The organism is Pseudomonas sp. FeS53a, assembly GCF_000931385.1.
GTDB lineage: Bacteria > Pseudomonadota > Gammaproteobacteria > Pseudomonadales > Pseudomonadaceae > Metapseudomonas > Metapseudomonas otitidis.
The window spans coordinates 113,253-126,443 of the sequence record NZ_JYFT01000015.1 but is presented as its reverse complement, the minus strand read 5'-3'; the positions used below and the strand labels follow the sequence as shown (position 1 = coordinate 126,443).

Sequence of the window (13,191 nt, the reverse complement as noted above, 5' to 3'; positions counted from 1 at the left end):
TTGTATATTAGATTAGAACCAGATCGAATTTCACTGCGGTTTTTTAGATGGATAGCATGTGGGTCAAGCCAGGCTGCAGCGGGCTCGATCCAACCTCCCGCCTGCGGCCCCCGACCATTGGAAAGGCCCCGAGCGAGGAGAAGGAATGTCCCGGCGAAGCAACGCCCTGGTGCCCCCGGGCACCGCACTGACGGCCCTGCTGGCGCCCCTGCGCTGGAAGGGCTGGAGCAACCTCGGCCTGCGCCTGGTCAGCCCGCTGGTGCTGCTCCTGCTCTGGGAGCTGGCCTCCCGCGCGGACCTGCTGCCGGCGCGCATCATCGCCGCGCCCAGCGCCATCGGCGACACCCTCTGGCAGATGATCGCCAGCGGCGAGCTGGCCGGGCACCTCTGGGTGTCCCTCAAGCGCGCCCTCAGCGGGCTGGCCATAGGCGTCTCCCTCGGCACGGTGCTGGCCCTGCTGGCCGGCCTGTCGCGCCGGGGCGAGCTGATCATCGATTCCCCCGTGCAGATGCTGCGCACGCTGCCGTTCCTGGCCATCGTGCCGCTGTTCATCCTCTGGTTCGGCGTGGGTGAGACGCCGAAGATCGCCCTGATCGCCCTCGGCACCACCTTCCCGGTCTACCTCACGCTGTTCTCCGGCATCCGCGGTGTCGATCCCAAGCTGGTGGAGGCCGGGCGCCTGTTCGGGCTCAGCCGCCTGGAACGGGTGGTCCACGTCATCCTGCCCGGTGCCTTGCCGTCCTTCTTCGTCGGCCTGCGCTACGCCTTCGGCATCAGCTGGCTGGGCCTGGTGGTGGTGGAGCAGATCAACGCCAGCGCCGGCCTCGGCTACCTGGTCAACGACGCCCGCGATTTCATGCGCACCGACGTGATCGTCATCTGCCTCATCGTCTACAGCGTGCTGGGCCTGTCCATCGACGCCCTGGTGCGCCTGCTCGAACGCCTGGCCCTGGCCTGGCGCCCCACCTTCATAAGGAACTGACCATGGATGTTGCGCTGCAACGCCTGCGCCCACCGGTGCGCGTGCGCGGGCTGACCCGCCGCTTCGCCGGCCAGGCCGTGCTCGACGGCCTCGACCTGGAGCTGGGCGCCGGCGAATTCGTCGCCCTGCTGGGGCGCAGCGGCTCGGGCAAGACCACGCTGCTGCGCGCCCTGGCCGGGCTGGATGCGGTGGACGGCGGCACGCTGGAGGTGCCCGAAGCCCACGCGGCGGTGTTCCAGGAACCCCGGCTGATGCCCTGGAAGCGCGCCTGGCGCAACGTCGCCCTCGGCCTGCGCGGCGCCAACCCGCAGACCCGCGCCCTGGCCGCCTTGCAGGAAGTGGGGCTGGGCCATCGCCTCGACGCCTGGCCCGGCACCCTGTCCGGCGGCGAGGCGCAGCGCGTGGCCCTGGCCCGCGCCCTGGTGCGCGAGCCGGAGTTGCTGCTGCTGGACGAGCCCTTCGCCGCGCTGGATGCCCTGACCCGCATTCGCATGCACCAGCTGATCATCGAGCTGTGGCGCACCCACCAGCCCTCGGTGCTGCTGGTCACCCACGACGTCGACGAGGCCGTGCTGCTGGCCGATCGCGTCGTCGTGCTGGAGGCCGGGCGCATCGCCGAGCAGATCCCCGTGCGCCTGCCGCGTCCACGGGAGGTGGCCAGCCGCGGCTTCCAGGAGCTGCGCCAGCACCTGCTCACCCTGCTCGGCGTCGAAGCGCCGGCCAGCCCCTTCGTCCACACCCTCGCACGGACCGCCCAACGATGAGCCTCGACCTGAAAACCGCCAAGGAGACGGCCCGCGTGCCCGACCTCGATTCCCCGGCCTTCGCCGACCTGCTGGCCCAGCTCAGCGACGAGTTCGCCGCCAGCGCCGCCCATTACGACCGCCACGGCGAATTCCCCCACGCCAACCTGCGCCGCCTGCACGAGCACGGCCTCATCGCCCTCACCGTGCCGCGTCGCCTCGGCGGCAGCGAGGCCAGCCTGGCCCAGGCGCGCCGGGTGATCGCCGCCGTGGCGCGGGGCGAGCCGTCCACCGCCCTGGTACTGGTGATGCAGTACCTGCAGCACGCGCGCCTGCAGGCCAACCAGGCCTGGCCCGAGCACCTGCGCCTGCGCCTGGCACGCGAGGCGGTGGAAGAGGGCGCGCTGATCAACGCCCTGCGTGTGGAGCCGGACCTGGGCACCCCCGCCCGTGGCGGCCTGCCGGGCACCATCGCCCGGCGCGTGCCCGAGGGCTGGCGCATCAGCGGGCGGAAGATCTACTCCACCGGCATCCCCGGGCTCACCTGGCTGTCTGTGTGGGCGCGCAGCGACGAGGCCGAGCCCCGCGTCGGCACCTGGCTGGTGCACCGCGACACGCCGGGCATCCGCATCGAGGAAACCTGGGATCACCTGGGCATGCGCGCCACCTGCAGCCACGACGTGGTCTTCGACGACGTCCTGGTGCCCGACGAATACGCCGTGGACATCCTCCCCGCCAGCCAGCCGCGCCCCTCGGAGCTGGACTCCAGCGGCGTGCTCTGGCTCGCCGTGCTGCTCTCCAGCATCTACGACGGCGTGGCCCGCGCCGCCCGTGACTGGCTGGTGGGCTGGCTGGCCGAGCGTACACCGGCCAACCTCGGCGCGCCGCTCTCCAGCCTGCCGCGCTTCCAGGAGCTGGTGGGGCGCATCGATGCACTGCTGCTGTCCAACCGCGTGCTGCTCGACGCCGCCGCCGAAGGCCGCATCCCCGCCAGCGAGGCGACCCAGGTCAAGTACCTGGTCACCACCCAGGCCATCACCGCCGTGGAGCTGGGCGTGGAAGCCATCGGCAACCCGGCCCTGGCCCGGGGCAACCCGCTGGAACGGCACTACCGCGACGTGCTCTGCAGCCGCATCCACACCCCGCAGAACGACGCCGTGCTCGGCGCCGCCGGCCGCGCCGCGTTCGCGTTGCCCAGCCGGGGCGGGCAGGCATGAGCCGGGCGCGCATCGCCAGCCAGCTGGACGGCACCTTCAACGACCTGCTGCGCGCGCGCCTGCCGGGGGTGGAGGTGCTGGACCTGCCTCGTGGCCTGCCCAGCACGCTGCCGACGGACATACAGGTGCTGATCGCCGCGCCCCACGCCGATTGGCGCAACGCCGCCGAGCCGCCCCCCGGCTGGCCCTTCGGCCTGGGCTTCCTGCAACTGGTGAGCTCGGGGCTGGATTTCTTCCCGCCCTGGCTGTTCGACGGCCCGCCGGTGGCCAGCGCCCGGGGCGCCACCGCCAGCAGCATCGCCGAGTTCGCCCTGGCAGCCATCTTCGCCGCCGCCAAGCAGCTGCCCGAGCTGTGGATCGACAGCGCCGACGCCTGGCGACAACGCCCGCTGGCGTCCTTGGCCGGCAGCACCCTCGGCCTCTACGGCTTCGGCAGCATCGCCCGGGACCTGGCGCGCAAGGCCCTGGCGCTGGACATGCAGGTGCTCGCCCTGCGCCGTTCGCCCCAGCCCTTCGGCCTGGACGGCGTGCAGCGTGCCGGCGACATCCATGATCTCTTCGCCCGTGCCGATCACCTGGTGCTGGCCGCGCCGGCCACCGACGAGACGCACCAGGTGGTGAACCGCCAGACCCTGGCCTCGGCGCGCCCCGGCCTGCACCTGATCAACGTCGCGCGCGGCGCCCTGGTGGACCAGGCCGCGCTGCTGCAAGCCCTGGACGACGGGCGCCTGGCGCTCGCCAGCCTCGATGTCACCGACCCCGAGCCGCTGCCGGCCGGGCACCCGTTCTACAGCCATCCCCGTGTACGGCTGAGCCCCCACACCTCGGCCAACACGCCGCAGGTGTACCGCAACCTCGCCGCGCTGCTGGCGCGCAACCTCGAACGTTTCCACAGCGGGCAACCGCTGGAGAACCTGGTGCAGGCCGCGCGTGGCTACTGAGCCCGCCGGCCCTTCAAGGAGAAACCGCATGACCGCCAGGCTGACCGGCCTCACCGGCACCCCGCAACCCACGGCCTACTCGCTGCCCCGCGACGGCCACACCGTATACCGCTGGCAGGAGCCGCCGCAGCAACCCACGGTCGAGGCCGAGCGCCTGCTGCGCAAGCAGCGCCTGGCCGGCTCCTTCCGCCTGTTCGCCCGCCACGGCTTCGACATGGGCGGCGCCGGCCACATCACCGTGCGCGACCCGGAGTTCCCCGACCACTTCTGGGTCAACCCGGTGGGCGTGTACTTCGGCCATATCCGCGTCTCCGACCTGCTGCTGGTCAACCCCCACGGCGAGATCGTCGAAGGGCAGGGCGCGCTCAACCTCGCCGCCTTCGCCATCCATGCCGCGCTGCACGAGGCCCGGCCGGACGTGGTCGCCGCCGCCCATGCCCATTCGCTCTATGGCAAGGCCTGGTCCAGCCTCGGGCGTCTGCTCGACCCGCTGACCCAGGACGCCTGCGCCTTCCACGGCAAGCACGCGCTGTTCGACAACTTCACCGGCGTGGTGCTGGAAGCCAGCGAGGGCGCACGCATCGCCGCCACCCTGGGGCCGAGCAACGTCGCGCTGATCCTGCAGAACCACGGCCTGCTCACCGTCGGCCGCACCGTGGAGGCCGCCGTCTGGCGCTTCATCGCCCTGGACAACGCCGCCCACGCCCAGCTGCTGGCCGAGGCCGCCGGCACGCCCCGGCCCATTCCCCCGGCCGTGGCCGAACACACCGCGCGCCAGGTGGGCACCGAATTCGGCGGCTGGTTCAGCTTCCAGCCCTACTGGGACCGCCTGTTGCGCGACGAGCCCGACTTCCTCGACTGATTGCAAGGAGCCCCCATGAACCGCCGCCACTTCCTCCAGTACTCCGCCCTGGCCGGGCTCGCTTGCGCGCTGCCCACGGCCTTCGCCCGGGACTGGAACGGCATCGGCCTCAACGTCGCCACCTACAAGGGCGCGGCGCCCACCTTCTTCGACGAGGCGGGCATCGAGCGCCCGCCCTACGCGGTGAAATACGCCGAGTTCAACGGCGGCAACCTCGGCTTCGAAGCGCTGATCAGCGGCACCCTGGACCTCGCGCCCATGAGCGAGATCCCGCCCATCTTCGGCATCCGCAACCAGGCGCCGGTGAAGCTCATCGCCGTGCTCACCGGCGACGTCAACAACCAGGCCTTCGTGGTGCCCAAGGGCTCGGCCATGCAGTCCCTGGCGGAGCTGCCGGGCAAGCGCGTGGGCTACATCCGCTCCACCTCCTCGCACTACATGCTGCTGCGCGCATTGAAGGAGCAGGGCCTGACCCTGGCCGACATCCAGCCCTTCGCGCTGACGCCCCAGGATGGTTTCGCCGCCTTCCAGAACGGCAACCTGGATGTCTGGGTGACCTTCGGCTACTTCATCCAGTTGGCCGAGCTGCGCAGCGGCGCGCGAGTGCTGCGCACGGGGCAGGGCTATCTATCCGGCAACTACGTGATCGCTGCCAACCAGCGCGCCATCGACGACCCGGGCAAGCGCGCCGCCATCGAGGACTACGTCCAGCGCGAGTACCGCAGCTGGCAATGGGTGCAGCACAACCCGGAGGCCTGGGCGGCGAAGAGCGAGAAGATCCTCGGCATCCCCCGCGAGGTGTTCCTCGCCCAGTACAAGGCCCAGAGCGGGCCGCGCGTGCTGCAGGCGGTGGACGACGCAGCGGTGCGCTCCCAGCAGGCCGTGGCCGACACCTTCTTCGAGGCTGGTGTGCTGCCGCAGCGGCTGGACGTGGCGCCGTTGTGGGACAGGAGCTTCCGCTGGGGCTGAGCCCGTCACGTATCCCAGGCATCCAAGGATCGGTTCCATGTACCTCAAGCCAACCCTGATCGCCCTGGCACTGCTCACCGGCAGCGCCCAGGCTGCCGACGTCCCGCCCGCTATCCGCGCCCTCCACGAGCGGCTGCTGGTGCTCGACAGCCACCTCGACACCCCCATGCAACTGGCGCGGCCCGGCTGGGACATCAGCCAGCGCCACCGCTACGCCGACGACCTGTCCCAGGTCGACCTGCCGCGCATGCACGAGGGCGGGCTGGATGGCGGCTTCTTCGCCGTGTTCACGCCTCAGGGCCCGCGCACGGCAGAGGGGCGCACCCTGGCCAGCGAACACGGCCTGGCGGTGATCACGCGCATCCGCGACATGGTCGCCGCGCGGCCCGATGAATTCGCCCTGGCCACGCGGGCGCAGGAGGTGCCCGGCATCGTCGCCTCCGGTCGCCGCGTGGTGCTGATCAGCATGGAGAACGCCGAGCCCCTGGCCGCCGATCCCGGCCGTCTGGCCACCTACCAGCGCCTGGGGCTGCGCATGCTCGGCCTGGTGCACGCGCAGAACAATTCATTCGCCGACTCGGCCACCGCGCTGCCGGAATGGCACGGCCTCAGCCCGGCCGGGCGCGAACTGGTGGGGGAGGCCAACCGGCTGGGGATTCTCATTGATGTGTCCCATGCCTCCGACGCGGTGTTCGACCAGGTGCTGGCGCTGTCCCGCGCCCCGGTGATCGCCTCCCACTCCGGCGCCCGCGCCATCGGCCCGCACCCGCGCAACCTCGACGACGCGCGCCTGCGCAGGCTCGCGGAAAAGGGCGGGGTGATACAGGTCAACAGCTTCCCCAGCGACCTGGTCCCCCGGCCGCCAAACCCCGAGCGGGAAAAGGCCCTGGCGCCGCTGTACCGCGAGTTCCGCCTGGCCGCCAGTCTCTCCCCGGAACAGGTGGCCGACCTCGCCCGGCGCATCCGCGAGGCCGATGCCCGCTACCCGTTGCCGCCCACGCGTCTGGACGACTTCATGGCGCACCTGCTGCACATCCTCGACGTGGTCGGCCCGCAACACGTCGGCATCGGCGCCGACTGGGACGGCGGCGGCGGCGTGGAAGGCCTGCGCGACGTCAGCGACCTGCCACGCATCAGCGAACGCCTGCTCGCCGCCGGCTACAGCGAACAGAACCTCGCCGCGATCTGGGGCGGCAACCTGCTGCGGGTGCTGGCGGCAGCGGAAGCAAACGCCGCCTCGAAGTAGCCCGGGCTTCAGCCCGGGAGCGAAGCCTGTGGCATCCCCGGACTGAAGTCCGGGCTACCCAGATGCTCCCTGGCGCCGATCTCCACACGAAATCGCTCAGCGCCATCCCATGCGGTAAACGCAGGTCCAGGCAAACCGTAGCCCGGGCTTCAGCCCGGGAACGGGGTTTCCGCTACCCCCGGACTGAAGTCCGGGCTACGGACGGTGCCTGCGCCCTTCGCCTCCTACGGTTGCCATCCCGTCTCGTCAGCTCCGCGCTCCTGCCAACACCGCGCCGCCCGTGCCTTGGGCTACGTGGGCATGATGTTTCAAGATGATTATGCGTTTCGCGCAATATGCAGATTGATAAAAATGAAACATTTTAATATTTGCATATGCTCAAAATGTATTTCTCTTATCAAATTCCGCCCCATAGGATGGCTCCACATAGAGCGATTTCGAAGCTCTTGGATGTGAATCTATAACCGGATGCGATATCCGGATGCAGCCAGGGAAGGGCGCCATCGGGCGAGCCGTGCCTGGTGGAAGGGAATCAAGGAGAGTGCCTGCAATGCCTTTGACCAGACGACAGCTCATCGCCCGCATCGGTGCCGTTGGGGGCTACCGCGCCGCCATGGCGGCCATGGGTGTGCTCGGGGTGATGAGCCCGGCCACGGCTGCCAGCCAGGAGAACTACGCGGCGCTGCAACCGGCCAGCGGCCTGGGGCAGGGCGCCAGCGTCACCGTGGTCGGTGCCGGCATCGGTGGGCTGGTGGCGGCCTACGAGCTGCGCAAGGCCGGCTTCGCCGTGACCCTGCTGGAGGCCCGCGAGCGGGTCGGCGGGCGCAACTGGACGCTGCGCCGCGGCGATCGCGTCGAGTACACCGACGGCACCACCCAGGTCGCCGACTTCGACGAAGGCTTCTACTTCAACGCCGGCCCCGCGCGCCTGCCCAGCCACCACCAGCTGATGCTCGGCTACTGCCGCGAGCTGGGCGTGGAGCTGGAGGTGCTGGTCAACACCAGCCGCAACGCCCTGGTGCGCCCGGACCTGTCCGCACCGCCGATGCAGATCCGCCAGGCGGTGAACGACAGCCGTGGCCACATCGCCGAGCTGCTGGCCAAGGCGGTCAACCGCCAGGCCCTGGACCAGGAGCTGAACGCGGCCGACCGGCAGAACCTGCTGGGCTTCCTCAAGACCTGGGGCGACCTGTCGGAGAAGCTCGACTACCTCGGCTCGGCGCGCTCCGGCTACAAGGTCTGGCCCGGTGCCGGCGACCAGCTGGCGCAGAAGAACGAGCCGCTGCCGCTGCGCACGCTGCTCAACCCGGCCCTGGGCACCGCGCTGATGATCGACGAATACCCGGAATTCTCGCCGACCATGTTCCAGCCGGTGGGCGGCATGGACCGCATCCCGGTGGCCTTCCAACGCCACCTGCAGCCGTCCCTGCGCCTGGGTGCGGAGGTGCGCTCCATCCGCAACCACGAGGACCGCGTGGAGATCGGCTACCGCGACCGCCGCAGCGGCCGCGAGCAGCAGGTGACCAGCGACTACGCGGTGATCGCGCTGCCGCTGCCGCTGCTGGCGAAGGTCGACAGCAACTTCACCGCCCCGGTGCGCCAGGCGATCTCGGCGGTGCAGTTCGGCTACGCCAACAAGGTGGCCTGGCAGTCGCGGCGCTTCTGGGAGACCGACTACCAGATCTACGGCGGGCTTTCCTTCATCAACCAGGAGGCCTCCGGGCTCTGGTACCCCAGCGGCGGCTTCAACCAGGCCGAGGGCATCCTCATTGCCGCGTACAACAACGGCGAGGTGGCGCGCAAATTCGGCGACAAGACCATCGATGAGCAGATCGCCCTGTCGCGCCAGGCCGTGGAGCTGCTGCACCCCGGCCACGGGCAGGACCTGCGCAAGCCGCTGGCCATCGCCTGGAACCGCATTCCCCACAGCCTCGGCCCCTGGATCAGCCACGAGGTGGCGGAGCCGGACTACGGCCTGCTCAACCAGGCCCAGGGCCGCGTGCACCTGACCAGCGACGGCCTCGCCCACAGCGGCGTGGGCATCTGGCAGGAAGCCGCCGCCGGCGCTGCCCGGCGCGTGGTGCGGAACATCTTCGAGCGTGCGCAAGGCACGTCGCAACACCGGCAAACGGCCTGAACCACGCCGCGCCACATCCATAACCAGATCCACCTGCCAGGTAGCGGACCTCCGAGGCTGGCGCCAACACAGACCTTGGAGCTTTCGCGATGCCTTTCAAACATGCCCTTCTGGGGTTGGGGGTCCTTTTCGCCACCGTCGGCCAGGCCGCGGAGATCGAGCGGGTGCCCTCGACCTATCCCAACTCGCCGATCCTGCAGTCGGCGACCCTGCCGCCGGGCACGGCGCTGACCTTCGTCTCCGGCATCCTGCCGGACCCGGCCGACCCCAAGGCCGCCAAGGATGATCTGCGCGCTGCCGGCGACACCGAGGCGCAGACCGTCGCCGTGCTGCGCAAGGTGGAGGCCGCCCTGGCCCCGCGTGGCCTCGGCCTGGGCGATGTGGTGCAACTGCGGGTGTACCTGGTGGGCGACCCGAAGCTGGACGGGCGCATGGACTTCGAGGGCCTGCAGCGCGGCTTCCGGCAGTTCTTCGGCAGCGAGAAGCAGCCGCTGAAGCCGACCCGCACCACGGTGCAGGTGGCCGGGCTGGTGTTGCCCGGCGCGCTGATCGAAGTCGAGGCGGTGGCCGCCAAGGCCCGTTGACCCAATCCCCCACAGATCGAGCCAGATGCGGCCGGGTTGCGGTCGCCTACAGGAAGTCCCGTGATGCGTAACGCCTTCAGCAAGACCTTCTCGCTTTCCCCCCTCAGCGCCGCGCTGCTCCTCGCCCTGGGCGGCGAGGCCGTGGCCGCCAGCGACCCGACCCTGTCCACCGTGGTGGTGACCGGCGTGCGCGGCAGCCAGCAGCGCACCGTGACCGACAGCCCCGCGCCGGTGGACGTGATCTCCGGCGAGCAGTTGAAGACCAGCGGCCAGAATGGCCTCAAGGACATGCTCACGCGCCTGCTGCCGTCCTTCAACGCACCCACCATCAACGGCGGCGGCACCGCCTTCCTGGTGCGTGGCATCAGCATGCGCGGCCTGGGCGGTGACCAGGTGCTGATCCTGGTGAACGGCAAGCGCCGCCACAACACCGCGATGATCAACAACAACGCCCGGGTCGGCACCGCCGCCGTGCCGGTGGACCTGGACCTGATCCCCACCGCCGCCATCGAGCGCATCGAGGTGCTGCGCGACGGCGCCGCCGCCCAGTACGGCTCCGACGCCATCGCCGGGGTGATCAACATCATCCTCAAGAAGGACGCCGAGGGGATCACCTCGGACAGCTCCCTCGGCCAGTACTACAGCGGCGACGGCACCACCGGCCACGAGGCCGCCAACTTCGGCTTCGGCCTGGGGGAGGGCGGCTTCTTCAACCTTTCCTTCGACGCCAAGGTGCAGGAGCCCTACGACCGCGCCGGCGCCGTGCGCGGCAACTTCGGCACCCTGGAGAACGGCCAGCCGGACCCGCGCATCACCCAGCGCCACGGCTGGGGCGAGGAGTACGGCCTGGGCCGCGACCGCACCTACAGCAGCGCCTACAACCTGGAGCTGCCGCTGGGCGAGGACCTCAAGCTCTACTCCTTCTCCACCCTCAGCTACCGCGACGGCAAGAAGGTGCTCGGCCACCGCGCGCCCACCGACATCACCGCCACCAACTGGCTGGCCAACCAGCCGTACCCCAAGGGCGGCCAGGCCACCCGCGAGGTGAACGAGACGGACTACCAGTTCCTCGCCGGGCTCAAGGGCCTGGCCGCCGACTGGGACTGGGACCTCTCCACCAGCTACGGCCGCGACAAGGCCAAGCTCTACACCGACAACAACCTCAACCTCTCCAACGGGCCGGATTTCAGTCAGCGGCGTTTCCACCTGACCGACGAGATCTTCGACCAGTGGACCACCAACCTGGACCTGACCCGTGCGTTGGACATCGGCCTGGACAGCCCCCTGGAAACCTCCGCCGGCATCGAATACCGCTGGGAGAAGTACGAACTCACCGAGGGCGAGCCCAACTCCTACAACTACGGCAACTACGTGATTCCCAGCGGCAGCCTGGGCGGGCGCCGACCCGACCCGGGCCTGTTCTCGGTCAACGGCACCACCCCCGAGGACGCCGGCGACATGATCCGCCACAGCGGCGCCGCCTATGTGGACTTCGGCCTCAACGTCACCCCGCAGTGGTACAACGCCTTCGCCCTGCGCTACGAGCGCTACAACCAGGACATCGGCGAGACCCTCAGCGGCAAGTTCACCACCCGCTACGAGTTCGCCCCGGGCTACGCGGTGCGGGCGGCGGCGAGCAACGGCTTCCGCGCGCCATCCCTGGCGCAGAACGTGTTCTCCTCCACCAGCTCGGTGACCATCTTCGGTAGCGGTGGCTCCACCACCACCGCGCGCACCAAGCAGATGCGCCCCGGCTCGCCGGAAGCCATCGCCCTCGGTGCCAAGGCCCTGGAACCGGAGACCTCGCGCAACTACAGCCTGGGCTTCACCGCCGAACCCACCGACCGCCTGCGCCTCACCGCCGACTTCTACCTGATCGACATCGACGACCGCATCCTGCAGACCGGCGTGCTCACCGGCCCGGCGGTGTCGGCGATCCTGGTGGCCAACGGCCTGTCGCCGAACCTTTCCGGCCAGTATTTCGCCAACGCCGCCGACACCCGCACCAAGGGCGTCGACCTGGTGGCCGAGTACCGCCAACCGCTGGACGAGTACGGCACGGTGCGCTGGAGCCTGGCCTACAACCACAACAAGACCACCATCCGCGACCTCGCCGACACGCCGCCCGAGCTGTCCAGCCTGGGTTCCGGCTACGTGCTGTTCGACCGCCAGCAGCAGACCGACCTGACCAAGGCCACGCCCAAGGACAAGTGGATCCTCAACACCAACTACAAGGTGGACGACTGGACCCTCAACCTGACGCTGACCCGCTATGGCGAATACACCGAGGGCTCGAACATCCCGGCCAACGACCGCACCTACAGCGCCAAGTGGATCACCGACATCGACGTCGCCTACGACGTCACCCAGAACCTCACCGTGGCCCTGGGGGCGAACAACCTGTTCGACGTCTACCCGGACAAGATCGGCATCGTGCCCTGGGCCGGCACCTACGAGTACGGGATGTTCTCCCCGTACGGGCTAGGTGGCGGCTACTACTACGGCCGCGTGAGCCTGGCGTTCTGATGATGGGCACGGGACGTTTGCTGGCGGGCCTCCTGTGCCTGGCGCTGGGGGCTGCCCCCGCGCTGGGCGCCGAGGCGCTGCGCGTGTCGAGCCAGAAGAACTCGCTGCAGGTGCTGCTGCAGGCCGCCGGCGAGCTGGAGTCGGTGCCGTACCCCATCGAGTTCGCCGCCTTCGGCGCGGCGGCGCCCACGGCCGAGGCCCTGAGCGCCGGCGCGGTGGATGTCGGCACCCTGGGCGTCGCGCCCTTCGTCTTCGCCGCCTCGGCCGGTGCCGGGTTGAAGACGGTGGGCGTGGTGCGCCTGAAGGTCACGCCCACGGCGGTGGCCATCGTCGTGCCCGAAGGCTCGCCGCTCACCGATGCCGCGTCCCTGGTGGGCACGCGCATCACCACCACGCGCGGCTCCATCGGCCATTACCTGGCGCTGGCTGCGCTGCGCTCGGTGGGCCGCAGCGGGCGCGATGCGACGTTCGTGTTCCTGCAGCCGGGGGAGTCCCGCAGCCTGCTGGCCAACGGTGGGGCGGATGCCTGGGCCACCTGGGACCCGTACACCAGCATGGTGCAGCTGGAAGGCGGCACGCGGGTTGTGGTCAGCGGGGAAGGGCTGTTCGCCGGCAACATGCTGCTGGTGGCCAACCCGGCGGCGATCCGTGACAAGCCGGAGCAGCTGCGGGACTTCCTCCAGCGCGTCGGCCGTGCCTGGGACTGGGCCAACGCCCATGTCGAGGCCTTCTCGGCGATCCAGGCGCGCCAGAGCGGCCTGCCGCTGGAGGTGCACCTGCGCTCCAACCGCTACTCGCAACCCAGGCGGGTGGACGTGGACGAGGCCCTGGTGCAGGACCTCGCCGACACCGCCCGGCTGTACCGGGACGAGGGTGTGATCGGCCCCGGCTTCGTGGCAGCCGAGCAGGTGGACCGGCGCTTCAACAGCCACGGGGAGGCGCATCCATGACCCGTCCCGAAGCCCACGCCCCTCCAGGGCCGAC

The 13,191-nt window shown here is 70.1% G+C and carries 11 protein-coding genes; all 11 read left to right on the top strand.

Going from position 1 to position 13,191, the window contains the following annotated elements; genetic code table 11:
• Positions 1–145: 145 nt before the first annotated feature.
• On the top strand, positions 146–982 hold the full coding sequence (locus SZ55_RS06040) for an ABC transporter permease (protein ID WP_082078154.1): 837 nt from the start codon (positions 146–148) through the stop codon (positions 980–982).
• 2 nt (positions 983–984) lie between these two features.
• Positions 985–1,746 (top strand): ABC transporter ATP-binding protein, encoded by a 762-nt coding sequence (locus tag SZ55_RS06035; protein ID WP_044402864.1) that lies wholly within the window; start codon positions 985–987, stop codon positions 1,744–1,746.
• Positions 1,743–2,942, top strand: a complete 1,200-nt coding sequence (locus SZ55_RS06030; RefSeq protein ID WP_044402862.1) for an acyl-CoA dehydrogenase family protein — start codon at positions 1,743–1,745, stop codon at positions 2,940–2,942. Before SZ55_RS06035 ends, SZ55_RS06030 begins: the two co-directional genes overlap by 4 nt.
• Positions 2,939–3,883 carry a D-isomer specific 2-hydroxyacid dehydrogenase family protein gene (locus SZ55_RS06025; protein ID WP_044402859.1) on the top strand — a complete coding sequence of 315 codons (945 nt, stop codon included), beginning with the start codon at positions 2,939–2,941 and terminating at the stop codon, positions 3,881–3,883. The genes SZ55_RS06030 and SZ55_RS06025 overlap by 4 nt, the downstream gene beginning before the upstream one ends.
• Positions 3,884–3,911: 28 nt before the next feature.
• Positions 3,912–4,745 carry a class II aldolase/adducin family protein gene (locus tag SZ55_RS06020; RefSeq protein ID WP_052807539.1) on the top strand — a complete coding sequence of 278 codons (834 nt, stop codon included), beginning with the start codon at positions 3,912–3,914 and terminating at the stop codon, positions 4,743–4,745.
• 15 nt (positions 4,746–4,760) lie between these two features.
• Positions 4,761–5,714 (top strand): ABC transporter substrate-binding protein, encoded by a 954-nt coding sequence (locus tag SZ55_RS06015; RefSeq protein WP_044402856.1) that lies wholly within the window; start codon positions 4,761–4,763, stop codon positions 5,712–5,714.
• Between the two features lie 37 nt (positions 5,715–5,751).
• Entirely contained in the window at positions 5,752–6,960 is a 1,209-nt protein-coding gene (locus tag SZ55_RS06010; protein ID WP_044402853.1) for a dipeptidase, read from the top strand.
• 550 nt (positions 6,961–7,510) lie between these two features.
• Positions 7,511–9,097 (top strand): flavin monoamine oxidase family protein, encoded by a 1,587-nt coding sequence (locus tag SZ55_RS06005; RefSeq protein WP_044402850.1) that lies wholly within the window; start codon positions 7,511–7,513, stop codon positions 9,095–9,097.
• Between the two features lie 89 nt (positions 9,098–9,186).
• The gene (locus SZ55_RS06000) at positions 9,187–9,681 is read left to right on the top strand and encodes a RidA family protein (RefSeq protein WP_044402848.1); all 495 of its coding nucleotides are present in this window, start codon (positions 9,187–9,189) and stop codon (positions 9,679–9,681) included.
• Between the two features lie 63 nt (positions 9,682–9,744).
• Positions 9,745–12,207: a TonB-dependent receptor plug domain-containing protein gene (locus tag SZ55_RS05995; RefSeq protein ID WP_044402846.1), complete on the top strand. Its 2,463-nt coding sequence runs from the start codon at positions 9,745–9,747 to the stop codon at positions 12,205–12,207.
• Between the two features lie 2 nt (positions 12,208–12,209).
• Positions 12,210–13,157 (top strand): aliphatic sulfonate ABC transporter substrate-binding protein, encoded by a 948-nt coding sequence (locus SZ55_RS05990; RefSeq protein ID WP_236692393.1) that lies wholly within the window; start codon positions 12,210–12,212, stop codon positions 13,155–13,157.
• Positions 13,158–13,191: the final 34 nt, after the last annotated feature.

Excerpts from the sequence above, each read along its gene's own strand:
- SZ55_RS06040 (WP_082078154.1), top strand. The coding sequence starts at position 146 with ATGTCCCGGCGAAGCAACGCCCTGGTGCCCCCGGGCACCGCACTGACG.
- SZ55_RS06035 (WP_044402864.1), top strand. The coding sequence starts at position 985 with ATGGATGTTGCGCTGCAACGCCTGCGCCCACCGGTGCGCGTGCGCGGG.
- SZ55_RS06030 (WP_044402862.1), top strand. The coding sequence starts at position 1,743 with ATGAGCCTCGACCTGAAAACCGCCAAGGAGACGGCCCGCGTGCCCGAC.
- SZ55_RS06025 (WP_044402859.1), top strand. The coding sequence starts at position 2,939 with ATGAGCCGGGCGCGCATCGCCAGCCAGCTGGACGGCACCTTCAACGAC.
- SZ55_RS06020 (WP_052807539.1), top strand. The coding sequence starts at position 3,912 with ATGACCGCCAGGCTGACCGGCCTCACCGGCACCCCGCAACCCACGGCC.
- SZ55_RS06015 (WP_044402856.1), top strand. The coding sequence starts at position 4,761 with ATGAACCGCCGCCACTTCCTCCAGTACTCCGCCCTGGCCGGGCTCGCT.
- SZ55_RS06010 (WP_044402853.1), top strand. The coding sequence starts at position 5,752 with ATGTACCTCAAGCCAACCCTGATCGCCCTGGCACTGCTCACCGGCAGC.
- SZ55_RS06005 (WP_044402850.1), top strand. The coding sequence starts at position 7,511 with ATGCCTTTGACCAGACGACAGCTCATCGCCCGCATCGGTGCCGTTGGG.
- SZ55_RS06000 (WP_044402848.1), top strand. The coding sequence starts at position 9,187 with ATGCCTTTCAAACATGCCCTTCTGGGGTTGGGGGTCCTTTTCGCCACC.
- SZ55_RS05995 (WP_044402846.1), top strand. The coding sequence starts at position 9,745 with ATGCGTAACGCCTTCAGCAAGACCTTCTCGCTTTCCCCCCTCAGCGCC.
- SZ55_RS05990 (WP_236692393.1), top strand. The coding sequence starts at position 12,210 with ATGGGCACGGGACGTTTGCTGGCGGGCCTCCTGTGCCTGGCGCTGGGG.